This window comes from Parafrankia sp. FMc2, from assembly GCF_041008525.1.
Lineage (GTDB): Bacteria > Actinomycetota > Actinomycetes > Frankiales > Frankiaceae > Parafrankia.
On record NZ_JBFLUG010000030.1, the window covers coordinates 1 to 22,707 of the forward strand.

The following is a 22,707-nucleotide window of genomic DNA, read 5'->3' on the forward strand; positions in this document are numbered from 1 at the left end:
GCGGGCCATCCGCAGTCGTTCCTGGTCGATGCGGCGCCGGGTCTCGTCCTCCTTCGCGCGGGCCGAGGCCAGCCGGCGCACGCGTAGCAGGGTGCCGAGGACTGTCGGGACGACCACCACGCACAGGACGCTGACAACGGCGGAGGCCAGGCCCCAGCCGCCGGAGACGTAGCCGCGGGCATACGCGACCACGGTGGCCAGGACCAGCAGGACAGCGCCCGCTTTGGCGGCGCCCGCCGCCCTGCACTCCGGGGCGCGCAGGCCGACCGTGAAGGCCACCACGATCAGCGCGGCCCCCGGCGGGCCGTGGGGGTAGCCGGTTGCGATGTAGGCGCCGAGGAGCAGGGCCTCGACGGCGAACAGCAGCAGGGAGAAGTGCCTGCGCAGCGGGAACAGGAACGTGGCGAGGCCGAGCAGCACGTAGGCCGTGCCGTCCAGCGGCCGGCTGGGTGGGACCTGCTCCCGCGCGGCGTGGCCTGACGCGCCGAGCATGATCGCGCCGACCGCCGCCGTCGGCACGATGTCGGCCACGACCACCACCGCCACCCGGCGCGCCCGCGCTGACGGGATGCGGTCGATCAGCATGGTCACCGCGGACCGCCGTGGCGCGGCGACCGCCGCGACCCCGTCGACGCCGCTCCACCGGCCGTGCGCACCGACGAGCCGGCCCAGCAGACCACTGATCCTGGCGCCGAAGCTGGCCGGCCAGGTCCCCTTCACCGCCTTCACGGTAGACGTCGGGAACGGCGAAACCATCCGTCGAGGCGCGTATCCGTTACTACTCGCTCTGACGTATCGCTCTGACCGGTCGCTGTGAGGTGGTCCCGTTGGCGCGTGGCCGGCGCGCCGGGCGGGCTAACGGCCTGCCGGGGCGCACCGTTCGAACCGCAGTCGCAGCCCCTCGGGGGTTGCGACCGCGTCGGCGAGGCGGGTCCCGCGGGGGAAGGCCGGCAGGATGACCACCGGCTCGGCGAAGACCGCGGTGTCCGCGGGCGTCATCAGCTCCCCGGGCAGGCGCTGGTTCCCCAGGACGATCTCGTCGGGCAGCAGGGCGAGCCGGCCGTCCCGCACCAGGGGGATGCCGATGATCCGGATCGGCAACGACCGGTTCCCCAGACCGATCTCCGTCCCGACGGACAGCCGCTCACCTCCGCCGTAGGTGATCTCCGTCCACCGGGTCCGGGGCGAGGGCGCGGTGTCCGAACCGGTTCCGAAGACCGGGCCGCAGGAGTCTCCGAACACCCCGGCATAGCCTCCGAACAGCGACATCAGCGCGTAGGCGGGGTCGTCCCAGGTGTTGCCCAGTGCGTCGCAGCCGCGCCGGAGCCGGCACAGCTCGCCGTAGGACGCGGTGGCACTGACGTCCAGCGGTGCCTGCCGCCCGGTCGCCGCGTGCAGCAGCGAGGGGAAGCCCGGCGGACGGACCCGCAGGGTTGTGCGCAGGGTTCCGAGCGGTCCGCTCACCGGGCGGCTCGTGCGGGCGGCGGTGAGGTTGGCGGTGAGGTTGGCGGCAAGCCGGTCCACCGCGGTGCCGGCGAGTGCGCCGCCGATCACGGCGAGCGCCGCGGCCGGTGACCTGCGGCCAGCCGGCCGTTCCGCCGTCCACCGACGGGTGGCCGCCCTGAGCCGGCCGACCGGTCCGAGCGGGCCGACCGGTCCGCGGGGGGTGTCCGGGTCACGGCCGATCTCTGGTGCGGGAAGGACAGTGGACGGGCGCGGTGGCCTGCTGGCTGGCGGCGGCATGGCAGCTCCTCGAGGTTCCGTGGCGGCAGCCAGGCGCTCGCGTCCGTCTGATCGTGCCCATCCCGGCGGTACCGGCGGCGGCCACCACTGCTGACCGCATGCCATCCGCCTGTGAGCTGGATACGAGACGACGATGAGCTACCTGTGTACCCCTGGTACGTCGCGGAACCGTGCGAAACCTCACGCCGACAGGTGCTCCCCCGGGCATCCTCCGCCTGGCATCCCCCGAAGGGACACCGCCGCGTGGTGGGGCGCTCCAGCGCCCGGAGGTCAGCGGCAGCCGACGATGCAGGTGGGCACCGGCACGTGCGGCAGCCGCAGGTCCAGAACGGGCTCCTGGCTGCCGCGCGGGCGGGTGGGCCGGGTCTGCGGGTGCGTCCCGCCCGGCCGCCCGTCCCTCGATCCGGTTGTGCCGGGTCCGCTGCCACCCGAGCCGCTGCCGGCCGTCCCGGTGACGCCGAGGGCGGCGGTGCCGGTCTCGCCGGCAGTGGACGGCCGCGGGGTGGTGCGCTTGCCGCTGGGCTCGGTGCTGGCGGTCGGCGTGGCGCCCCCGCCGGTCGCCGGGGTGGACGATGTCGCGGACGGGCGGCAGTCCGCCTCGGCTCCGCTGCCGCCTGGCCCGCAGACCTCGGCGACCGGTGATGCCCCGCCGGAGCCCTTCTGCCCGAGCAGAACCGCTACCAGTAGCACGATCACGGCCAGAGCGCCGAGTGCGAGCTGAACTCTGGGGACTGGTCGCGCGGAGCCGCGATGTGTGCTCAATCCGCTCCGTCCGTTCCGTGCGTGGCGGGCCTGGGTGCCGGCTGTTCCCGGTGCTCACACCGGGAACCCGACCGACGTACCACGGACACTACGGACATCGCGCAACAGTTACGACACCAGCCCTGGCGGCCCTCGGTCTCCGTCGCGCCTGCCGCCGCGCATCTCCGGCGAAACGCCGGGCGGGGCGTGGGGTCGGGAGTGGCTCCGCGCGGGGTGTGTCAGCCGACGGGCACGGTGGCGGCCTGCTCCGGCCGGTTCGCTTCCCTGCGGGCCGCCCGGCGGGCCTCGGCAGCCTGCTGCTTCTCCTCCTGGCGGGTGGCGAGCGCGTCGAGCCCCGCCACGAACGAGATGATCTCCCCCTGGGCCTTGGCGGCCTCGCCGGTCAGGCCTTCCAGTTCGGCGATCTTCCAGTGCCGGAGGATCGGGGCTACGACGTCGTCATGGTGGGTCCGCAGGTTGTAGATGCCGGCCTGCGCGATGTAGCGGGCCTTGCGGCCGAAGTCGCGGATGCCGGTACCGGGCATCTCGAACGTGACCAGCTCGTCCCGGATGACCGGGACCAGGCGGTCCGGAGCCAGTTCCAGCGCCGCCGCGACCAGGTTCCGGTAGAAGATCATGTGCAGGTTCTCGTCGGCAGCCACCCGGGCGAGCAGCTTCTCGGCGAACGGCTCGCCGGTGAAGCGGCCGGTGTTGCGGTGGCTGATCCGGGTCGCCAGTTCCTGGAACGACACATAGGTCATCGCCTCGAGCGGTGTCTTCGCCCCGGAGTCGTAGCCGCGCTGCATCTGGAGCATCCGGTCACGCTCGAGTGTCACCGGGTCGACCGCGCGGGTGACCAGGAGGTAGTCGCGCATCGCCATCGCGTGGCGGCCCTCCTCGGCGGTCCACCGGCCGACCCAGGTGCCCCATGCGCCGTCACGGCCGAAGGCGACGGCGATCTCTCGGTGGTAGCTGGGCAGGTTGTCCTCGGTGAGCAGGTTGACCTCGAAAGCCATCTGGGCCACTTCGGACAGCGCTGACTGCTCCGGTTCCCAGGGAGTCGCGTCGAAGTCGCGTCCCTGGCTCCATGGGACGTACTCGTGCGGCATCCACTCCGCGGCAATGCTGAGGTGCCGGTTCACGTTCGCCTCGGCGACGGGTTCAAGCTCGCGCAACAGGTCGATGTCCGTAGGTGATCCCATGGGTGAACTCTTGCATCGCACCCTGATGGGTGGCCATGGCCGTGCGGTGTGGAATCCTAGGACAATACTGTTCCGAGGGAACAGTTCTGCTCCGGATCCAGTGCTCGGCCAGGGAGCATCCCAGCGCTACGGGACAACTCCCGCGGCCGGGGTGCGTCTCAGCCGGCCACCGCGGGCCAGGCGGCGGCGTGAGGAACGCACAGCCCCAGTGGCGCCTCCGCCGGGCCGGGTGCATCCGGAGCGCCCGGTGTCTCCGGAGCGCCCGGCGCCTCCGGCGGGAGCCCGGCGCGCAGGTCACGCAGCGCTCCCAGGACCGCCGCCGGGCCGGCCGTACGGTCGACGACCAGCCACGGGGCCACCCAGCCTGACCGCGCGAGCGTCCGGTACACCTCGGCGCAGCGTTCCTGCAGGCCGTCGTCGCTTTCGAAGGTGTCCAGCGCGCGGGACGTGTCGGCCGCGGCCCGGGTACGCGCGCCGGCCCGCGCCGTCTCCACCGGGACGTCCAGGAGAACCTGCAGGTCCGGTCGGGGCAGCCGCAGGTCGGCGAGTTCCAGCTCGGCGATCCAGGACAGGAACCCGGCCCGCTCGTCGGGGGGGAGCCGGGCCGCTCCGTACGCGGCGTTCGAGGCCAGGTACCGGTCGACGATGAGGATGTCGTGCCCGGCGGCGCGGGCGGCCAGCTCGGGCAGCGCGTTCGCCCGGTCGAGTGCGAACAGCAGCGCGGTGGCGCGGGCCGAGCCGGCCAGCCCGGCGAGCCGCTCGTCGCCGTCGAGCATCGCGCGGACGGCGGTGCCCAGCGGCCCGGACGCATAGCGCGGGAACGAGAACGTGCCCACCGACCGGCCCTGGGCGGTGAGGTCCTGGACGAGGCGCGACGTCAGGGTGTGCTTTCCGGCGCCGTCGACGCCTTCGATGGCCACGAGCATCGCGCTGTGCTGCTGTTGGTTGTTTCTGGCGGCGGCTGGCACGGCAGCAGCCTAGTGCCGGGCACCGCGCTCAGTGGAGGGAATCCCGGGCGCGCGAGGTGGTGACGGCTGTCGTCTCGCGGCCCGGCTCGCTCAGGCGGTAGATCCGCCGGGCATTGCCGGCGCCGATGAGGTCGGCGACCCGGGCGGCGTCGGTCTCCGTCCAGTCGCCGTCCGCGATGCCCTCGCCGAGCACGGCGGACAGCGCGCGCCGGAACAGCAGCGCGCCGAGCAGGTACAGCTCGCCGAGCCCGAACGCGTCGGACGAGAAGAGGAACCTGCTGAACGGGACCAGTTCCAGCGCCTCGCCGAGCACCGCCGTGGCCCGCCGGCCGACGTTCTGCACCGCCAGCCCGACATCCATGTGCACGGTGGGGAGGAGCTGCGCGAGGTAGCCGGCCTCCCGGTGGTAGGGGTAGCAGTGCAGAAGCAGGATGGGCACGCCGGTCGGCGCCAGGGTGCGCAGCAGGCCGGTGAGCAGCAGTGGATTGCACCGCTGGAGGTCGAGGTCCGCGTCGCCGTAGCCGACGTGGATCTGGATGGGCAGGCCGGCGTCTGCGCCGGTCCAGATGAGGAAGGCGTGCAGCAGCGGGCTCGCCAGCCGGATGGGCGCGCCGCGGCGGATCATGGCGAGCCATTCGCGGGCCGCGGCGGTGACCTCGCGGTCGGTCGGCCGGGTGGCGGGCAGCGCGAGGCCGACGCGATAGGCGGCGACGGACTTGAGGCCCACGGTCGTCGGGCCCGCTCCGGCCAGCCGCTCGCGGATGGTGTCCGCGAAGTGGGTGACCCCGAGCTGGCCGGTCACGATGTCGACGGCGAGGGACTCGGCGAGCCGTTCGAGGCGCAGGATGTCGTGACCCGTCCCGCCGCCGGTGGTGCCGAGTTCGCTCGCGGACATGAGCGGTTCGGGCAGGTAGCCGGCGTCGACGCAGAACGCGCTGATGCCGGCGGCGCGCAGGAACCGTCGGTTGACCTCGTCGACGCCGAGCTCGCGGCGACGGGCGAGGTACTCCTCGGGTCCGCTCAGCGGTGGCAGGTCGAGGACGGGAGCGCACCAGCGCCGCACCGCGAACCCGATGTTGCTGTCGAACAGGGTCGTCCCCGCCGGTGTCGGCGCGTCGGACTCGGTGAGCATCCGCTCGAAGCCCGCCCGGTCGAGGTCGCGGGTGAGCAGCCCGTGGCAGTGATGGTCCACGAGGCGGAGGCTCTCCACACAGGGCAGCACCACATGATCGTGCCCGCTCCACGGCGTCGGCATGCCTGTCGTCGCACCTCCATCACTTTCCGTGACCAGGGTTGGGCGTCCGCCGCGCGCCGCGCCGCACGCCCAACCTGTGGATAACTTGTGGATGGTGGGGGCATTCCTGGGGACAACGGTCGCCGGGATCCCGATATGACCCTGCTCATAGCGGCTTTGCGGCACATCCCCCTGTGGATGAACGTGCCGTGTTTTTGGACGGCTCGCGCGAAAGGGCGGCGCTCGGAGTCTCGGCGTCGGCAGCGGGGAATCCCGCCGGCCTCGGCTTTCTGTGACAGACAGGTGACGGAAGGTGCTGTCATGATCGAAGGCATGCTGACCGAGGACGCCGGGGCCGAGCACGCCGGGGCCGGGGATGCCGGGGCCGGACTGGCGGCGCGCGGAGTCGTCGCGGTCGCCCTCACCTGGGTCGACAACGCCGGGCTGACCCGGGTGAAAGGCGTGCCACCGGGACGTCTGTCTCGCGCGGCGACCCACGGGGTCGGCGCCTCGCCCTCGTTCGACACGTTCCTGGTCGACGACAGCTCGATCATGGCCCGGTACGCGGGTGGACCCGTCGGGGACCTGCGCCTGCGGCCCGACCTGACCCGCCTCACCCGGCTGCACGCCCAGCCGGGCTGGGCCTGGGCCCCGGCCGACCGCTACGCGCTCACCGGCCGCCCGCATCCCCAGGACGCCCGCGCCTTCGCCCGTGCCCAGGTCGAGCGGCTGGGGCGCCGTGGCCTGCACGCCCTCGCCGGGTTCGAGATCGAGTGGACGGTGTCGTCGGCCGGGAGTGACGACTTCACCGCGGCCTGCTCGGGGCCCGCATACGGGATGGTCAGGGTCGTCGAACTGTCCGACTACCTGCGTGACCTGGTGGAGGCGCTGACCGCCCAGGGAGTCGAGCTGCTGCAGATCCATCCCGAGTACGCGGCCGGGCAGTTCGAGGTGTCGGTCGCGCCGGAGGACCCGGTCGGTGCGGCGGACACGTCCGTCCTGGTCCGGCAGACGGTGCGCGGTGTCGCGGCGCGGCACGGGCTGCGGGTCTCGTTCGCGCCCCAGGTCCTCGCCGGCAGTGTGGGCAACGGCGGCCACCTGCACCTCAGCCTGCACGGCGGCGTGCCCGGCGGTGGGTCTGGCAGTGCGCCCGGCGGCGGGCCGCTGATGGCGGGCGGGTCGGGGCCGTGCGGCCTGACGGCCGAGGGGGAGGCCTTCGTCGGCGGGGTGCTGCGGCACCTCCCGGCGCTGATGGCGCTCGGCGCGCCGAGTGTCACCTCCTACCTGCGGCTCGTGCCCTCGAACTGGGCCGGGGCATACGCCTGCTGGGGGCTCGAGAACCGGGAGGCGGCGATCCGGATGATCACAGGTGCGGCGGGTGAGTCCGGTGCGGCGAACGTCGAGGTGAAGTGCTTCGATCTCGCCGCCAATCCGTACCTGCTGGTCGGCGGGGTGCTTGCCGCCGGTATCGACGGCCTCACCGCGGCGGCGACACTGCCGGAGCCGTTCGACGGTGATCCGGCCTCCTGCACCGAAGCGGAGCTGGCTCGCCTGGGCGTCCGCCGTCTTCCGGTCGACCTCGGGGAGGCCGTGGCCGCCTTCGAGGCTGACGAGGTCCTGCGCGCCGCCCTCGGCGCCGAACTGCACGACACGATCGGCGCGGTACGCCGGGGCGAGATCGAGCTGTTCGCCGGCCTGGACCCGGGTGTGGTCGTCGACCGGGTCAGGTGGCTCTACTGACCGGTGTTACTGGACTGACCGGTGTTACTGGCCGGGTACGGAGCGTGTTACAGGTCGGGTACGGAGCGCCGTGCGGACGCGGCACCGTCGTTGTTGTTGGGTTGTGGCGTCTTCGTGCTTGCGCGGGGTAACACACCGGGACCGGGAGTGGGGGCATCCCGGGCACCGCAACGCAATATGTGTCACCAATCTTGGCGCACGGCGACGAAACCGTCGAAACTTGGCGGACTCCCTGGTCCGTGCGGGACGTTCCGGGGCCACTGGCGTGAGGAGCTGCGCGTGCGCAAGGTGCTTGTGGCAAACCGCAGTGAGATAGCGGTCCGGGTGTTCCGGGCCGCCCAGGAGCTGGGACTGCGCACGGTCGCCGTCTACACCCCCGAGGACGTGTCCGCGCTGCACCGGACGAAGGCATCCGAGGCCTACGAACTGTGCGAGCCGGGCCATCCGGTGCGCGGCTATCTCGACATCGAGGCGCTGCTGCGGGTCGCGAAGATCGCGGATGCGGACACGCTGCACCCCGGGTACGGCTTCCTGTCGGAGTCGGCGGTGCTGGCGGAGTCATGCGCGGCGGCTGGCGTGACGTTCGTCGGCCCGCCGCCTGCTGTTCTCCGTCTCACCGGGGACAAGGTCGCGGCACGCAACGCGGCGATCGCGGCGGGGCTGCCGGTGCTGCGGGCGTCCGACCCGCTGCCGGACGGCGAGGGATTCATCGAGGCGGCCGCGGAGGTCGGGTTCCCCCTGTTTGTCAAGGCGTCTGGCGGCGGCGGCGGGCGCGGGCTGCGTCGCGTGCTACGCCCGGAGGACCTGGCGGACGCCGTCGCGAGCGCGTCGCGCGAGGCGGCGGCGGCGTTCGGCGACGGCACGGTGTTCCTGGAGCAGGCGGTGGACCGGCCGCGGCACGTCGAGGTGCAGGTCCTCGCCGATGCCTACGGCAACGTGATCCACCTGTACGAGCGGGACTGCTCGGTGCAGCGTCGCCACCAGAAGGTCGTCGAGATCGCGCCCGCCCCCGCCCTGGCGGAGAGCGTCCGCGACGCGCTGTGCGCCGCGGCGGTGCGGTTCGCCCGCCATGTCGGGTACGTCAACGCCGGCACCGTCGAGTTCCTCGTCGGCCCGGACGGGGCGTTCACCTTCATGGAGATGAACCCGCGCATCCAGGTGGAGCACACGGTGACCGAGGAGGTCACCGGCGTCGACATCGTCGGCGCGCAGCTGCGGATCGCCGCCGGCGAGAGCCTTGACGACCTGAACCTCACCCAGGACGCCGTCTCCCTGCGGGGCACCGCGATCCAGTGCCGGGTGACGACCGAGGACCCGTCGGACGGTTTCCGCCCCGACACCGGGACGATCACCTTCTACCAGTCGCCCGGCGGGCCGGGCGTGCGGCTGGACGGCGCGACGTACCCGGGCGCGGAGGTCAGCCCCTACTTCGACTCGCTGCTGGTGAAGCTGACCGCGCGCGGCGCCACCCTGGAGAAGGCGTCGCGGCGGGCCCGCCGCGCGCTCAGGGAGTTCCGGGTGCGCGGGGTGCGCACCAACATCGAGTTCCTGACGAAACTGCTGGCCGATCCGGCCTTCCTCGCCGGCGGGGTGACGACGTCCTTCATCGACGAGCGCCCCGGCCTGCTGAGCGCCGTCGATGACGGGGACGCGACCAGCCGCATGCTGGCCCGCCTCGCCGAGAGCACCGTCAACGGGCACGCCCGTCCCACCGGGGTCGCCCTGACCGAGCCGCGCACCATGCTCCCGCCGCTGAACCTGACGGCCGGGGAGCCGGCCGCCGGATCACGGCAGCGCCTGCTCGAACTCGGTCCGGCCGGCTGGGCCGCCGACCTGCGGGGACGCACCGCGCTGGCGGTCACCGACACCACCCTGCGCGACGCGCACCAGTCGCTGCTGGCGACCCGGCTGCGCAGCTTCGACATCCTCGCCGCGGCGCCGGCGTTCGCCGCGCTCACCCCGAACCTGCTGAGCCTCGAGTGCTGGGGCGGCGCGACCTACGACGTGGCGCTGCGGTTCCTCGCCGAGGACCCGTGGGAGCGCCTCGCCGCGGTCCGCGCGGCCGTGCCGAACATCTGCCTGCAGATGCTGCTGCGCGGCCGCAACGCCGTCGGCTACACCCCCTACCCGGACGACGTCGTGCGCGCGTTCGTCTCCGAGGCGGCGGCGAACGGCCTGGACATCTTCCGGATCTTCGACGCGCTCAACGACATGGAGCAGATGCGCCCGGCGATTGACGCCGTCCTGGAGACCGGGACGGCGATCGCCGAGGGCACCCTGTGCTACACCGGCGACCTCACCGATCCCGGCGAGCAGATCTACACCCTCGACTACTACCTGCGCCTCGCCGACCAGCTCGTCGACGCCGGCGTCCACGTGCTGGCCATCAAGGACATGGCCGGCCTGCTGCGCCCGGCCGCCGCGAGCCGGCTGGTCACCGCGCTGCGGGAGCGCTTCGACCTGCCCGTCCACCTGCACACCCATGACACCGCCGGGGGCCAGCTCGCCACCCTCATCGCGGCGAACGAGGCCGGGGTCGACGCCGTCGACGCCGCCGCCGCGCCGATGTCCGGCGGAACCAGCCAGCCAAACCTGTCCGCTCTCGTCGCCGCCACCGACCACACCGAGCGCGCCACCGGCATCCCGCTGGCCGCCCTGTCGTCGATGGAGGCGTACTGGGAGGCAGTCCGCGACCTCTACTCGCCGTTCGAGGCCGGGCTGCGCGCCCCCACCGGGGCCGTCTACCGGCACGAGATCCCCGGCGGTCAGCTCACCAACCTGCGCCAGCAGGCCATCTCCCTCGGCCTCGGTGACCGCTGGACCCAGGTCACCGAGTGCTACGCCGTCGCCAACGACCTGCTCGGCAAGCCGATCAAGGTCACGCCGACCAGCAAGGTCGTCGGCGACCTCGCGCTGTTCATCGCCGGCGGCTCGGTGGACGTCGACCGGCTGCGCGACCATCCCGAGGAGTACGACCTGCCCGCCAGCGTGCTGGGCTACCTCGCCGGGGAACTCGGCACGCCGCCCGCCGGCTTCGCCGAGCCGTTCCGGGAGCGGGCCCTCGCCGGGCGCCGCCCCGAGCCCCCGGCGGCCACCCTCGCCCCTGACGACGCCGCCGCACTCGCCGCACCGGGCGCCGACCGTCGCGCGGCCCTGTCGCGGCTGCTGTTCCCCGGCCCCTGGAAGGACTACCAGCAGGCTGTCGCCACCTACGGCAACTCGTCGGTGATCCCCACCGAGGCGTTCCTGTTCGGTCTGCAGCCAGGACGTCCCGTCAGCGTCTTCCTCGAACCGGGCGTCGAGATCATCGTCACCCTGGAGACCATCGGCGAGGCCGACGACGCCGGCATGCGCACCCTCTACCTCCGCGTCAACGGCCAGCCGCGGCCGGTGCGGGTCCGCGACACCTCCATCAAGGCGACGACCACCGCCGCCCGCCGGGCCGACCCCACCGACCCGGCGCAGGTCGGTGCCGGCCTGCCCGGCATCGTCACCCTCACCGTCGCCGTCGGCGACACCGTCGAGAAGGGCCAGAAGCTGGCCGTGATCGAGGCGATGAAGATGGAGGCGGCGGTCACCAGCCCCGCCGCCGGGACGGTCGCCGAGATCGTGCGCGCGAACGGCGAGTCGGTGGAGGTCGGCGACCTGCTCCTCATCCTGCGCCCCTGACCGCGGCCGCGCCCCTGACCGCGGCCGCACTCCTGACCGTGGCCGCACTCCTGACCGTGGACGGCGGCTGCCGGCCAGGCTGACCAGCTGGTCAGCCTGGCCGGCAGCCGCCCTCGGGCTCAGCGGCCGGCGGTGTGCCTGACACCGGCGTCCCGCCCGTACCGGCCCAGCCGGGACGGGTGGAACACCCAGGCGCGCAGCAGCAGGAAGCGGACGACGGTCGAGGCGAGGTTCGCCAGGACGAGCACGCTGACCTCCGGCAGGCGACCAGGGTGCTGGCTCGCCGCGTGCAGGGCGGCCAGCGAGCCGCTGGTCAGCGCCAGGCCGATCGCGAAGACGAACAGGCCCTGCAGGTGGTGCCGGCCGGCGTCGTCACGGCCGCTGACCCCGAACGTGAGCCGCCGGTTCGCGGCGGTGTTCGCCACCGCGGTCACCAGCAGCGCGACGAGGTTCGCCGCCTGCGCACCGGCCACCCCGCGGAGCAGGACGAACAGCACCAGGTACGCCAGCGTGCTGGCGACACCCACCCCGGCGAAGCGCAGCAGCTGCCTGGTCAGCCCCGCGGGCACCCCGAGGACCCCTGCCGCCGCCGCCCCGTTCCCTTTCCCGTTCACAGTCCTGTCCCCACGGTCCGTCCCCTCGCTCATGCTGGTCCCGGGCAGGGGAGCGCGGCCGAACTCGCGGCGCAGCTGGTTGAGGGGCAGCGCGCCCGTGCCGAGCGCGCGGGCGAGGCGCGCGACACCTTGGAGATCGGCCATCGCGGTCGCGAGGACGTCCACCCTGCTGTCGGGGTCGTCGATCCAGTCCACCGGCACCTCGTGGATGCGCAGACCGCTGCGCTGGGCGATGACCAGCATCTCGGTGTCGAAGAACCATGCGCCGTCCTGGACGAGTGGCAGCAGGCTGGCGGCGACATCGGCCCGGATGGCCTTGAAGCCGCACTGCGCGTCGGTGAACCGGACGGCCAGCGTGCCGCGCAGCAGCAGGTTGTAGCAGCGGGAGATCACCTCGCGCCGGGGGCCCCGCACGACCCGGGAGGAGCGGGACAGCCGGGTTCCGATCGCCAGATCCGAATGCCCGGAGATCAGCGGCGCGACCAGGGGAAGCAACGCGGCCAGGTCGGTCGAGAGGTCGACGTCCATATAGGCCAGGACGGGTGCGGTCGAGACGCCCCAGGCCGCGCGCAGCGCCCGGCCGCGGCCCTTGGCCTCGAGATGGATGACCGAGACCTCGGCGATCTCCCGCACCAGCTCCTGCGCGACCGCCAGCGTCGTGTCGGTGCTGGCATTGTCCGCGACGGTGATCTGGAAAGGGTAGGGAAACGTGGCCCGCAGATGGGCGTGCAGTCCGCGGATGCACGGTGCCAGGTCTTTTTCCTCGTTGTACACCGGAATGACGACGTCGAGCACCGGGTGATCCATGCAGGTCTGTTCGTTTCGGGGCCTGGAAAGCGGGTCGGTGGTGGTCGTCGACACGATTCTCCTCGCCGGGTCCGTGGTGCGTGTGGGAGTCTCGCCGTTCCCGCCGTTCCCGCCGTTCCCGCTGCTCCGGCTGCTCCGGCCGGGTGGTGCTGTCGGGGTGGTCGTGGCGGTCAGGCCGGTCGTTCCGGCGCCGCTGGTCCAGGCGTCCGTGGTCATGTACTTCACCATTCGGCCGCGGACTGTGCCGGCAGTGTGCCGGCGCTGTGCCTTTGCTGTGAGCTTCACGTCGCCGCCTCGCGCAGGAAGAAACGAAAAGGGGAGGGCAGGAGCACGTGCGGTGCGCGCCGAATCAGGTGCTCGAGGTGCCTGCCGATGTCCCTGTCGAGGTCGTGGACGTCGCCGCGGTCAGGTCGTAGAGGGTGACGTTGTCGACGGTGGTCGCGGTGAAGTTCTCCTGAACCCAGGCAGCGATCTCTCCGGACGCGGAGCTTCCGCCGTTCTGCCCGCCGAAACCGCCGCCACCGATGAAGTAGTGGATGCGGCCGTCCACCACGTACTGCTGGAACTGCTCCAGGGCCGGGGACGGGTCGCTGCCGTTGAAGCCACCGATCGCCATCACCGGATCGCCGGTGGCGAGCTGGTAGCCGGCCGCGTTGTTCGACCCGACCGAGGCAGCCACCCAGGTGTACGACGAGGCGTTCTCCTCGAGCATGGCGACGACCTCGTCGCTGGGATCGCCGGCCCCGAGCAGACCGCCCATCCCACCACCACCACCGCCACCGCCCGGCCCGGTGCCACCCGGAGCCGCCGTGCCGCCCGGAACCGCCGTGCCGCCCGGCTGGCCCGGGACCTGCTGGCCTCCTGCGCCGACCCCGCCGCCCTGACCCGTGGTGCCAGGGCTGGTGGTGCCGCCCGGGCCGCCGAAGATCATCAGTCGGCCGCCGGGCCCGCCTCCGCCCGGCCCACCGAGACCGCCGCCGTCCGGTCCTGCCGACGGGATGGAGCCGGTGTGCGGGACGGCAGCCGTCGCCACCGAGTAGCCCAGCGGTCCGAGCAGGGCCGCGACCAGCGCCGCGGCCGTGACCACCAGCCGCGCCGGCCGGGGGAGCCAGGCGAGGACGATGAACAGCAGCGCCGCGGCGAAGCCGGCGATCAGAACCGTCCACCGGATCCAGGGGTGCCAGTCGGACGTCCGGTTCAGCAGGATGAAGGACCAGATCGTGGTCAGGGCCAGGGCACCGGCCAGGGTGGCCGCGGCGGCGGGGTGTGCCCGTCGGCGCCACAGCGCGGCGCTGCCCATTCCGACGAGCGCGCCGATGGCCGGCGCGAGGGCCACCGTGTAGTAGGGGTGGAAGATCCCCTTCATCTGGCTGAAGACGATGCCGGTGACCAGAAGCCAGCCACCCCAGAGCGCGAACGCGGCCCGACCCGGATCGGTGCGCGGCACCCGCCTCGTCACCCACAGGCCGGCGACCAGCAGCACCAGCGCGGTCGGAATCAGCCAGGAGACCTGCGTGCCCACCTCGGATCCGAACATCCGGCCCCAGCCGGTGGAGCCCCACATGCCGCCGCCACCGCCCGGTCCGCCGGCACCGCCACCACCGCCGACACTCCCGGTCTCGTTGCCGGTCAGCCTCCCCAGCCCGTTGTAGCCCAGGGTGAGCTCGAGGAGGCTGTTGTGCTGCGACCCGCCGATGTACGGGCGGGACGACTCCGGAACGAGCTCGACGATCGCGATGAAGATCCCGGCCGGGACGACCAGGCCGAGCGTGCCGGCGCCGACCTGCCACAGCCGCCGGGTGAAACGGGTGGGCGCGACGGCCAGGTAGACCAGCGCCAGCACCGGAACGATCAGCAGAGCCTGCAGCATCTTGGTCAGGAAGCCGAAGCTGATGAACACACCGGCCCACAGCAGCCAGCGGGTGCTCGCGGTCTCGAGAGCCCGCAGCGCCGCGTAGGCGGCGGAGACCATCAGCAGGACGAGCAGCGCATCCGGATTGTTGAACCGGAACATCAGGGTGGCGACCGGGGTCAGTGCGAGGACCGCGCCAGCGAGCAGCGCCGCGCCCGCGGGGAACGCCCGGCGCACGGTCAGATAGAGCATCCCGACCGAGGCGACGCCCATCAGCGCCTCCGGGACGAGGATGCTCCATGAGTTCACCCCGAAGATGCGCGCCGACAGCGCCATCACCCACATCGCGGCCGGGGGCTTGTCGACGGTGATGGAGTTCCCCGCGTCCGACGACGCGTAGAACATCGCCTTCCAGCTCACCGAGCCGGCCTGTGCCGATGCCGAGTAGAAGGCGTTCGCCCAGCCCGAGGCACCGAGATCCCACAGGTAGAGCACGGCCGTCGCGACAAGCAGCCCGACCAGCGCTGGCCGTACCCAGCGAGGGTCCTCCGGCCGCCCCCGGACCAGCCGGGCCGGCCGGGCCAGCGGCCCCCCGCGCTCCGCCCGCCGATCACCGCGGGACGGCGTATCCGCCACGCCGTGCCGCCGCCCCGGCCCCGGCACCGGCCCGTCGAGGCCCCTGGTAGCTGAGGGAGGCCGCCGGTCGGGCTGACGGACATCCGGCATGGTGGCCTGGCTCGCCCACAGGTAGGGGGGGCGGCCGGTCGGAGGCGGCTGCGTCGGTGAGGTCGGCATACGGATCAGCCTTGGATCCGGAGCTGTCCCGGTCGTGTGCCCGGCCTGTGCCTCAGCTGTGAGAGTGCGGGCCCCCGCGCGGAACGGGGATGTCGCCGGCGGCATCTCCCACCGCTCCGGCCCTTCCGGCGTGGCAGGCCGTCGTGGAGCCGTCGCCGAGGGCGATCACCGGCTCCGGCTCCGCCCGGTGGCGCGGGCCGTCCGCCGCGGCCATCGGGAGGATCACCGTGAACACCGTCTGACCAGGCCTGCTGGCGACGTCCACCCGACCGCCGTGCGCCTCCACCACCGCCGCCACGATGGACAGGCCCAGTCCGGTGCTGCCAGCGGCCCGGGAACGGGAGCTGTCGCCCCGGGCGAACCGTTCGAACACCCGGGGGAGCAGGTCAGGGGGGATGCCGGGGCCGTCGTCGATCACCTGCAGCACGGCGCGGCAGCCGAGCGGGGCGAGCATGCCCGGGGAGCCGGCCACCACCCGGGCGGCGGGGAGTACCTGAGTCGTCAGCCGGGCCGTGACCGCGGTACCCGACGGGGTGTGGGCGCGGGCGTTGGCCAGCAGGTTCGCGAGCACCTGGTGCAGGCGTGCCGGATCTCCGACGGTCGTCACCGGCTCGTCGGGCAGGTCGAGCTGGAACCGGTGGGTGGGCGCGGCGACATGGGCGTCGCTGACGGCGTCCACCACGAGCCGTGACAGGTCGACGGCCTCGCGGTCCAGCGGCCGGCCGGAGTCGAGGCGGGCGAGCAGCAGCAGGTCGGAGACGAGTGTCGTCATTCGTGCGCTCTCGGACTCGACGCGTGCCATGGCGTACACGACGTCGGGTGGGACGGCGTCGCGGGTGCGGCGGGTGAGCTGTGCGTACCCGCTGATCGCGGCGAGCGGCGTCCGCAGCTCGTGGCTGGCGTCCGCGAGGAACTGGCGCATCCTCGTCTCGGTGGCGTGCCGCGCGGCGAAGGCCGCTCCGATATGGCCGAGCATCTGGTCGAGGGCCGCGCCAACCTGCCCGACCTCGGTGCGCGGGTCGGTGTCGACGTCCGGTTCGAGCGCGGGGAGGTCGACGGCCCCACGGTGGAGCGGGAGTTTCGCCACCCGCGCCGCGGCGGCCGCCACCCGGCTGAGGGGACGCAGCGTCACTCGGATGATCGCCGCGCCGGCGACTGCCGCGGCGAGCACACCCAGCGCCGCGACACCGGCGCCGATCCCGGCCGTCCTGGTCAGGGTCGAGCTGAGCTCGTTCATCGGCAGGCCGGTGACGAGGATGGCCCGCCCGTCCGGCTCGGGCCGGGCGATCAGGCGGTAGTCGCCGTGACCGTCGATCGCGTAGGTGTGCGGCTGACCGTCGAGCGGGACCCGCGCCACCGTGGCGAGAACCTCGCCGGAGAGCGTGGTCAGCGACGATCCGTCACCGATGATCGCGGCGGTGACCCCGCTGATCAGGACGGCGACGTCCTGATCGACGGCGGCGGGTGGGGCCTCGGGCCCGGTGGCCGGCACGGGTATGGGATGCCGCAGCTCCAGGATCGCGCCGAGGGTCCCGGGCGACTGGCCGCGGCCGAGGGCCAGGTCGAGGCGCTGGCTCGCCGTCAGCGTGGACGGATCGAGTTCCGGCCTGAGCACGTCGGCGCTGCTCCCGGGGCCGCCGACGTAGCCCGGCCGCATTCCCGCCGGGGGCAGCAGCAGCACCCCGACCTGGCGCCCACTCGCGCCCCTCAACCGGTCGTCGAGCTGCTCGACGAGCACACCGCGCAGCGCGACCACCGTCACGAGGACGATCACCGCGGACATGACGGCGAGCAGCGCGAGGAGCAGCGCGAGGAGCCTGGTCCGCAGCGACCACCCGGCCGGGCCGCGCCACCGCTCCGCCATGGTGGGGCGACTCAGACCGCCGGGCGCAGCACGTAGCCGGCCCCGCGCATGGTGTGGATCATGGGAGGGTGGCCGGTGTCGATCTTCCGGCGCAGGTAGGAGACATACAGCTCGACGACGTTCACCTGGCCGCCGAAGTCGTAGTTCCAGACGCGGTCGAGGATCTGCGCCTTGCTCAGTACCCTCCGCGGGTTGCGCATGAAGAAACGCAGCAGCTCGAACTCGGTCGCCGTCAGCCGCACCTCGTGCCCGCCCCGGGTGACCTCCCGGCTGTCCTCGTTCATGACGAGGTCGCCGACGACGAGGACCGCCTCCTCCGGCGCCGTGGCGCGATGCAGCCTGCGGAGGAGGCCACGCAGCCGGGCGACCAGCTCCTCCAGGCTGAACGGCTTGGTGACGTAGTCGTCGCCGCCGGCGGTCAGGCCGGCCACCCTGTCCTCGACGGCGTCACGGGCGGTGAGGAACAGCACCGGGACGTCGGGGCGCTCCGCGCGCAGCCTGCGCAGGACGTCCAGGCCGTCCATGTCCGGCAGCATCATGTCGAGGACGACCGCGTCCGGGCGGAACCCACGGGCGACCTGCAGTGCTTCGCGCCCGTCCGGTGCCGTGCGGACCTCCCAGCCCTCGTAGCGCAGGGCCATCGACAGCAGCTCCGACAGCGTGTTCTCGTCATCGACGACAAGGATGCGGGGGCTCGTCGGCTGCATGGAGTCAGGATGAGACCGTTTCCTGTGGGTTCTCTGAAGATCTCCTGTGTGCTCGCTGTGTCCTGGACGCCGCCGGGCGGCATCACGGACATTTCTGTCACCAGCGGTGATCACACATGGGATACCCAGCGCCGGCACAGGTTGCGCACAGCTTCGCGGTGAACGCTCCTCCCCGACGGCGCGGCGACCGACCAGCCGGGACGAGGAGAACGGACATGAGTCACGTCGGGCCCACCGACCCGCCCACGTCCCCGCCATCGAGCGGCGCAGCCCCCGGCGGCCCGCCGCCGCCGTCGCCAGCCTGGCCCGGCCTGGCAGCCCCTCCCGGCCTGACACCCCCGCCCGGCCCGGAGCCAACCCCGACCCTGGTCCCGCCCGCGGCCGCTCCGGCGGCCGCTGCCGGCGGGGCCCGGCACTGGGGTCTGGGCCGGACGGCCGTGGTCGGTACCGCCGCGCTCGCCCTGGCTGTCGGCGCGGCAGCCGCGGTCAACGCGAGCAGCCTCGGTGACGGGCAGGGCGGCGGCGGTCCGGGTGGCCTGCGCGGCATAGGAGGGCCGCTCCAGGCCGGCTCCCCCCTGAGTACCGGGACGGGCGCCGGCGTCTCCGGCGCGCTGCACGGGGAGTTCGTCACCAGTGACGGTTCCGGCGGCTATCAGACCGTCCGCACCCAGTCCGGCGAGGTCTCGGCGGTGAACGCCGCGTCCGTGACGGTGCGCAGCCCGGACGACTTCACCGCCACCTACACCGTCACCGGTGACACCGTCGTCGGCGCTGGCTCCAGCTTGGCGGCCGGGGGGATCGACGACATCGATGTCGGCGACACCGTCAGCGTGACCGCGAACGTGGCAGACGGAGCATCCGCCAGCTCGACCGCGACCGCCACCGTGATCATCGAGGGTGCCGCCGACGGCCAGGCGGCGGCCGGCGGCGGCACCGGCCAGGGCCGGTTCGGCGGCCAGGGTCAGCCGGGTGGCGCCCCGACCGGTGGCTTCCCGGGGCGGTTCAGCCGGCGTTCCGAGAGGGACGTCGACTTCACAGTGCGTGCCGTCCGGTCGGGCTCCGCCACGATCGGCGCCCGAGTCCGCTCGGCCGCGTCGCCGTCATCGCATTGACTCGGCCCACCGCACCCTCGTTTGCCGGACCCCGGCGGCTGGGGTCGTCCCTCATTCCTCTACTCGTCGTTCCCGCCCGCGGGGTCGTGGCGAGGACGGTGCGGCCGGTGGCCCGGAGACGAAGTCGAACGCTTTGGCGAGCAGGCTGGTCCAGTCGTCGAGCATTCCGGCTGGCACGGCCGCCCATTCTCGGAAGGTCCGCCCGGCGGGGGCGAAGGGTTCGGCGGTGCCGTCGGCGAAGAGTTCCTGGACCTTGCTGGCGGGCAGTTTGACGAGCAGCCGGCCGGTCCGGGTGTCGTAGGAGGCGAAGAAGGCTCCGTCGGTCCGTAGCAGGGCAGGCCCGTCATCGTCGACCTGCTGACCCCGGGGCGTGCCAGCAGCGGTTCGGTGAGGCGCTGGTAGTTGTCGCTACCTAGTGTCGTGTCTGGGGGGCCGGATTGGATTCACCGTCCGGCCAGTTCGGCTGGGGTGGGTACGCGCTGGTCGATGTATGGGTCGGGTCCGGGGTCGCTACCGATGGCGGTGGTGGCGAGCCGAGCGAGGTAGTGGGTCCAACCGCCACTGTGGGCGTCGGCCATGGGACCTGCGAGGCCGTGGTGGACCAGGCGCAGCCGGGTCCCGCCGGGGGCGGCGGCGAGGTCTATCTCGACGGTCGTCGACCGAGGCGGGACGTGGACCTCGGCGCGTTCCCAGCCGTAGGTGAACACCAGCCGCCGGGGTGGGACGGCTTCGATGACCTGTCCGGTGCACACGTCGCCGTTGGCGTGCCGCCAGCGCACGACCCCGCCGGGCCGGGGGTCGATCTCGGCTTCGTCGGCGAGCCAGCGGACCAGTAGCGCCGGGTCGGTGAGCAGCTCGTAGACGAGGGCGACGGGCGCGTCGATCGTGATCTCCTTGACGACGAGTTTCACGCCGTGTCCCGCTGCGGGGTCCGCTCGGCGGCCATGGTCTCGGCGGTGGCTTTCAGCGCGGCGAGGCGGCCGTCCCAGAACTCGTCGAGGACGGCGCGGACCTCGCGCAAACGGGCGTGGTCGAGTTGGTAGAGGCGGGTGGTTTTCTCGGCTCGGACTGTGAGCAGGCCGGCTTCGCGTAGGACCTTGAGGTGGCGGCTGGCGTCGGGTCCGGATGTCCCGGCGGCCTCTGCAAGTTCGGTGGCCGTGCGTTCGCCGTCGAGCACGAGCCGGAGCATCGCCCGGCGGCGGGTGTGAGCCAGGGCGCGTAGCGCGGCGTCGACGTGGCCCGCCTCGGTCACCGGGTCGGCCGGGCTGGTTGCGGTCACGGCTGGCGGCCCATCGCGCCGAGCAGCTGGTCCTGCAACGGGGCCTCGCTCGGCACCGCGACCGGCGGGCCGATCAGACCGGCCCGCCGGCCGCGTTCGGGCATCTCGGGGATGAACATGTCCCAGCAGGCTCGGACCAGGTCGGGGTCGAGGTGGGTATCCTGCCCCGTGGCGGTGGCGAGGTCCCAGCTGTGGACCAGGACGTCCATGAACGTGCCGGCCAGCGCCTCGCCGACGCTCCACTCGAACCCCAGCGGCGACATGCAGCGGCGCTCCGTCACGCCCGGCTGCGCCACCGCGTCGAGCACTGCGGCGACACCCGTGGCGAACCGGTCCGTGCCGGCCCGGACGGGCGGCTCGCCAGGCTGGCTGCCGGTGGCAGCGGCCAGTAGGTAGCCGGTGCCGCCGACGAGGTGGTCGACCACGTCCTGCACGGTCCACTTTGCGCACGGCGTCGGCCCGGTCAGGTGTTCCGGCCGCACTCCCGTCATGATCTTCGCGGCGTGGATGCCGGCCTGGCGGTACAGGTCTACAGCGGCGGTCGTCGTCACACCCATCTCCTTCACATAATTGTTATATAACAAATATCGCAATCATGGCGGGTGTGCAAGCGTCATCCCGCAACTGGCACGGTGAGGTTCGGCGCGACCACCGGGCGGTGCGGTCGCGCCGCCTGCGGCGGCCCCGCGCAGCGCCTGTCCGGTCAGTCCGCGGCGTCGGTGGGTGAGCTCGGCTGGCCAAGGCAAGCGGCCCGCAGTGCGAGATAGCGCTGCTCGGGCAGGCTCGCGGTCTTCCGCGCCGCCCGCAGGTAGTACTCGCGCGCCGCAGCCCGGTCGCCGGCACGTTCGAGCAGGTGCGCCCGTACCGCGTCCACGCGGTGGGTGTTCGCCGTCCGCTGGTCGCTGTCGAGGGTGCCGAGCAGCGCGAGCCCGGCCCTCGGGCCGTGCGCCATGGCCAGCGCGACCGCGCGACTGAGGGTGACCAGCGGTCCGGGTGCCACCTGGGTGAGTACGTCGTAGAGCGCGAGGATCTGCGGCCAGTCGGTCTCCTCGGCGGTCAGGGCCTCGTCGTGGACCGCTGCGACCGCGGCCTGGAGCTGATAGGGCCCGACCGGGCCCCTGCCCAGGGTCCGGGTGAGCAACGCCTGGCCTTCGGCGATCGCGGCGGTGTCCCACAGCTCTCGGCGCTGGTCGGCGAGTGGCACGATCGAGCCGTCCGCGTCGGTCCTGGCCGCCCGCCGAGCGTCGGTGAGCAGCATGAGCGCGAGCAGCCCGGCTACCTCGCCCTCCCCGGGCAGCAGCCGGTGCAGCAGGCGCGTCAGCCGAACGGCCTCGGCGGTCAGATCAGCCCGGTTCAGCTCCGGTCCCGAGCTGGCGGTGTACCCCTCGTTGAACACCAAGTACAGCACGTGCAGCACCACGCCGAGCCGCTCAGACCAGGCCGGCTGCGGCGGCAGCTCGAACCGGGCCCCAGCGCTCCTGATCCGCTGCTTAGCCCGCGTGACACGCTTGGCCATCGCCGCCTCGGGGACCAGGAACGCCGAAGCGACCTGCGCGGTCGTCAGGCCGCCGACCGCCCGCAAGGTGAGCGCGAGCTGCGACGGCGGCGACAGCGCGGGATGGCAGCACAGGAACAGCAGCACCAGCGTGTCGTCATGCTCAGCGGCTTCAGCGTGGGCGGGCTGACGCCCCGCCGGGTCCAGCGCCACCGCGCTCGCCTCGCGGCGGCGACGGGCGCTCTCACCCCGCCACCCGTCGACCAGCGACCGGACCGCCACGGTCAGCAACCAGGCGCGGGGCCGGTCGGGCACTCCCTCGGCCGGCCACCGCACCGCCGCCGCGAGCAGTGCCTCCTGCACGGCGTCCTCGCACGCGTCGAACTGGCCGTGCCGGCGCACCAGCGTGCCGAGGACCCGCGGCGCGAGGTCGCGCAGCAGGTCCTCGATCCGCCGGTCCGCACTCACCGCGCCGACGACCACCCCAGTCCGACCGGATTCCTCACAACTCTGACGACATGTCCATAACCCGCCGGACCTCCATCGGGTACTCGGTGTACGCAACCACCTGGGACGCGATCTCCAACGCCCGCTCCTCGCTCACCTCGGCAAGCCAGTAGCCCGCCAGCGACTCCTTCACCTCGGCGAACGGCCCGTCCGTCGGCAGCGGCGCACCGTCACGAAAGCGCACCGTCGTGGCCAGGCTCGGGTCCAACAGCCTTTCACTGGCCACCAGCTCACCAGCCTCCCGCAACTCGCCGTCGAGCTTCATCAACAGCTCGTGCATGCCCGCGATCCACTCCGGAGTCCGCGTCTCGGTCGCAGCGCCCAGACCCGCAAACATCATGATCATGTATTTCATCTTTCGGTCCTTTCGTCCGGCGC

The 22,707-nt window shown here is 72.9% G+C and carries 18 protein-coding genes and 1 pseudogene; 3 read left to right on the forward strand and 16 right to left on the reverse strand.

From position 1 onward, the window contains the following. From AB1460_RS13090 to AB1460_RS13115, 6 genes and pseudogenes are all read right to left on the reverse strand, one after another. A pseudogene (locus AB1460_RS13090) lies at positions 1 to 720 on the reverse strand (two-component sensor histidine kinase); the annotation flags it as partial. Positions 721 to 855: 135 nt separating this feature from the next. Beyond that, positions 856 to 1,743, reverse strand: coding sequence for a hypothetical protein (locus AB1460_RS13095; protein WP_368961403.1), 888 nt, complete (start codon positions 1,741 to 1,743; stop codon positions 856 to 858). A gap of 270 nt (positions 1,744 to 2,013) precedes the next feature. Beyond that, positions 2,014 to 2,505, reverse strand: coding sequence for a hypothetical protein (locus AB1460_RS13100; protein ID WP_368961405.1), 492 nt, complete (start codon positions 2,503 to 2,505; stop codon positions 2,014 to 2,016). Between the two features lie 218 nt (positions 2,506 to 2,723). Then, a complete protein-coding gene (locus AB1460_RS13105; RefSeq protein WP_368961406.1) occupies positions 2,724 to 3,686 on the reverse strand; it encodes an acyl-ACP desaturase in 963 nt (320 codons plus the stop codon). Positions 3,687 to 3,844: 158 nt separating this feature from the next. After that, positions 3,845 to 4,654: a dTMP kinase gene (locus AB1460_RS13110; protein WP_368961407.1), complete on the reverse strand. Its 810-nt coding sequence runs from the start codon at positions 4,652 to 4,654 to the stop codon at positions 3,845 to 3,847. Between the two features lie 28 nt (positions 4,655 to 4,682). Continuing rightward, entirely contained in the window at positions 4,683 to 5,909 is a 1,227-nt protein-coding gene (locus AB1460_RS13115; protein WP_368961409.1) for an amidohydrolase family protein, read from the reverse strand. Positions 5,910 to 6,209: 300 nt separating this feature from the next. Between AB1460_RS13115 and AB1460_RS13120 the strand changes: the two genes are divergently transcribed. Next, positions 6,210 to 7,628, forward strand: coding sequence for a glutamine synthetase family protein (locus AB1460_RS13120; RefSeq protein ID WP_368961410.1), 1,419 nt, complete (start codon positions 6,210 to 6,212; stop codon positions 7,626 to 7,628). Positions 7,629 to 7,907: 279 nt separating this feature from the next. Beyond that, positions 7,908 to 11,297, forward strand: coding sequence for a pyruvate carboxylase (locus AB1460_RS13125; RefSeq protein WP_368961411.1), 3,390 nt, complete (start codon positions 7,908 to 7,910; stop codon positions 11,295 to 11,297). Positions 11,298 to 11,416: 119 nt separating this feature from the next. Here AB1460_RS13125 and AB1460_RS13130 read toward each other — a convergent pair whose 3' ends face one another. The 4 genes from AB1460_RS13130 to AB1460_RS13145 all read right to left on the reverse strand — a co-directional run bounded on the left by AB1460_RS13130 (position 11,417) and on the right by AB1460_RS13145 (position 17,936). Then, positions 11,417 to 12,718, reverse strand: coding sequence for a glycosyltransferase (locus AB1460_RS13130; protein WP_368961488.1), 1,302 nt, complete (start codon positions 12,716 to 12,718; stop codon positions 11,417 to 11,419). A 349-nt stretch (positions 12,719 to 13,067) separates the two neighbouring features. Next, entirely contained in the window at positions 13,068 to 15,365 is a 2,298-nt protein-coding gene (locus AB1460_RS13135) for an ArnT family glycosyltransferase (protein WP_368961412.1), read from the reverse strand. A gap of 52 nt (positions 15,366 to 15,417) precedes the next feature. Beyond that, the gene (locus AB1460_RS13140; protein ID WP_368961413.1) at positions 15,418 to 17,229 is read right to left on the reverse strand and encodes a sensor histidine kinase; all 1,812 of its coding nucleotides are present in this window, start codon (positions 17,227 to 17,229) and stop codon (positions 15,418 to 15,420) included. Positions 17,230 to 17,240: 11 nt separating this feature from the next. Then, entirely contained in the window at positions 17,241 to 17,936 is a 696-nt protein-coding gene (locus tag AB1460_RS13145; protein WP_368961415.1) for a response regulator transcription factor, read from the reverse strand. Positions 17,937 to 18,151: 215 nt separating this feature from the next. Here AB1460_RS13145 and AB1460_RS13150 point away from each other — a divergent pair, with 215 nt between their 5' ends. Then, the gene (locus AB1460_RS13150) at positions 18,152 to 19,048 is read left to right on the forward strand and encodes a hypothetical protein (RefSeq protein WP_368961417.1); all 897 of its coding nucleotides are present in this window, start codon (positions 18,152 to 18,154) and stop codon (positions 19,046 to 19,048) included. 51 nt (positions 19,049 to 19,099) lie between these two features. Here the strand turns inward: AB1460_RS13150 and AB1460_RS13155 are convergent, their stop codons facing one another. From AB1460_RS13155 to AB1460_RS13180, 6 genes are all read right to left on the reverse strand, one after another. Further along, positions 19,100 to 19,225, reverse strand: coding sequence for a hypothetical protein (locus AB1460_RS13155; RefSeq protein WP_368961419.1), 126 nt, complete (start codon positions 19,223 to 19,225; stop codon positions 19,100 to 19,102). 266 nt (positions 19,226 to 19,491) lie between these two features. Next, on the reverse strand, positions 19,492 to 19,959 hold the full coding sequence (locus AB1460_RS13160) for an SRPBCC family protein (protein WP_368961420.1): 468 nt from the start codon (positions 19,957 to 19,959) through the stop codon (positions 19,492 to 19,494). Beyond that, complete coding sequence (locus tag AB1460_RS13165) at positions 19,956 to 20,327, reverse strand: ArsR/SmtB family transcription factor (protein ID WP_368961421.1); 372 nt, start codon at positions 20,325 to 20,327, stop codon at positions 19,956 to 19,958. Before AB1460_RS13165 ends, AB1460_RS13160 begins: the two co-directional genes overlap by 4 nt. Next, complete coding sequence (locus AB1460_RS13170) at positions 20,324 to 20,878, reverse strand: TIGR03086 family metal-binding protein (protein WP_368961423.1); 555 nt, start codon at positions 20,876 to 20,878, stop codon at positions 20,324 to 20,326. The genes AB1460_RS13165 and AB1460_RS13170 overlap by 4 nt, the downstream gene beginning before the upstream one ends. 152 nt (positions 20,879 to 21,030) lie before the next feature. Then, positions 21,031 to 22,290, reverse strand: coding sequence for an RNA polymerase sigma factor (locus AB1460_RS13175; protein WP_368961424.1), 1,260 nt, complete (start codon positions 22,288 to 22,290; stop codon positions 21,031 to 21,033). Between the two features lie 34 nt (positions 22,291 to 22,324). Next, the gene (locus AB1460_RS13180; RefSeq protein ID WP_368961425.1) at positions 22,325 to 22,675 is read right to left on the reverse strand and encodes a YciI family protein; all 351 of its coding nucleotides are present in this window, start codon (positions 22,673 to 22,675) and stop codon (positions 22,325 to 22,327) included. Positions 22,676 to 22,707 lie beyond the last annotated feature (32 nt).

Bases quoted from the DNA above. Each gene is read 5' to 3' on its own strand.
- AB1460_RS13095 (WP_368961403.1), bottom strand. From the start codon at position 1,743: ATGCCGCCGCCAGCCAGCAGGCCACCGCGCCCGTCCACTGTCCTTCCC.
- AB1460_RS13105 (WP_368961406.1), bottom strand. From the start codon at position 3,686: ATGGGATCACCTACGGACATCGACCTGTTGCGCGAGCTTGAACCCGTC.
- AB1460_RS13115 (WP_368961409.1), bottom strand. From the start codon at position 5,909: ATGCCGACGCCGTGGAGCGGGCACGATCATGTGGTGCTGCCCTGTGTG.
- AB1460_RS13120 (WP_368961410.1), top strand. From the start codon at position 6,210: ATGATCGAAGGCATGCTGACCGAGGACGCCGGGGCCGAGCACGCCGGG.
- AB1460_RS13130 (WP_368961488.1), bottom strand. From the start codon at position 12,718: ATGGATCACCCGGTGCTCGACGTCGTCATTCCGGTGTACAACGAGGAA.
- AB1460_RS13135 (WP_368961412.1), bottom strand. From the start codon at position 15,365: ATGCCGACCTCACCGACGCAGCCGCCTCCGACCGGCCGCCCCCCCTAC.
- AB1460_RS13140 (WP_368961413.1), bottom strand. From the start codon at position 17,229: ATGGCGGAGCGGTGGCGCGGCCCGGCCGGGTGGTCGCTGCGGACCAGG.
- AB1460_RS13145 (WP_368961415.1), bottom strand. From the start codon at position 17,936: ATGCAGCCGACGAGCCCCCGCATCCTTGTCGTCGATGACGAGAACACG.
- AB1460_RS13150 (WP_368961417.1), top strand. From the start codon at position 18,152: ATGAGTCACGTCGGGCCCACCGACCCGCCCACGTCCCCGCCATCGAGC.
- AB1460_RS13180 (WP_368961425.1), bottom strand. From the start codon at position 22,675: ATGATCATGATGTTTGCGGGTCTGGGCGCTGCGACCGAGACGCGGACT.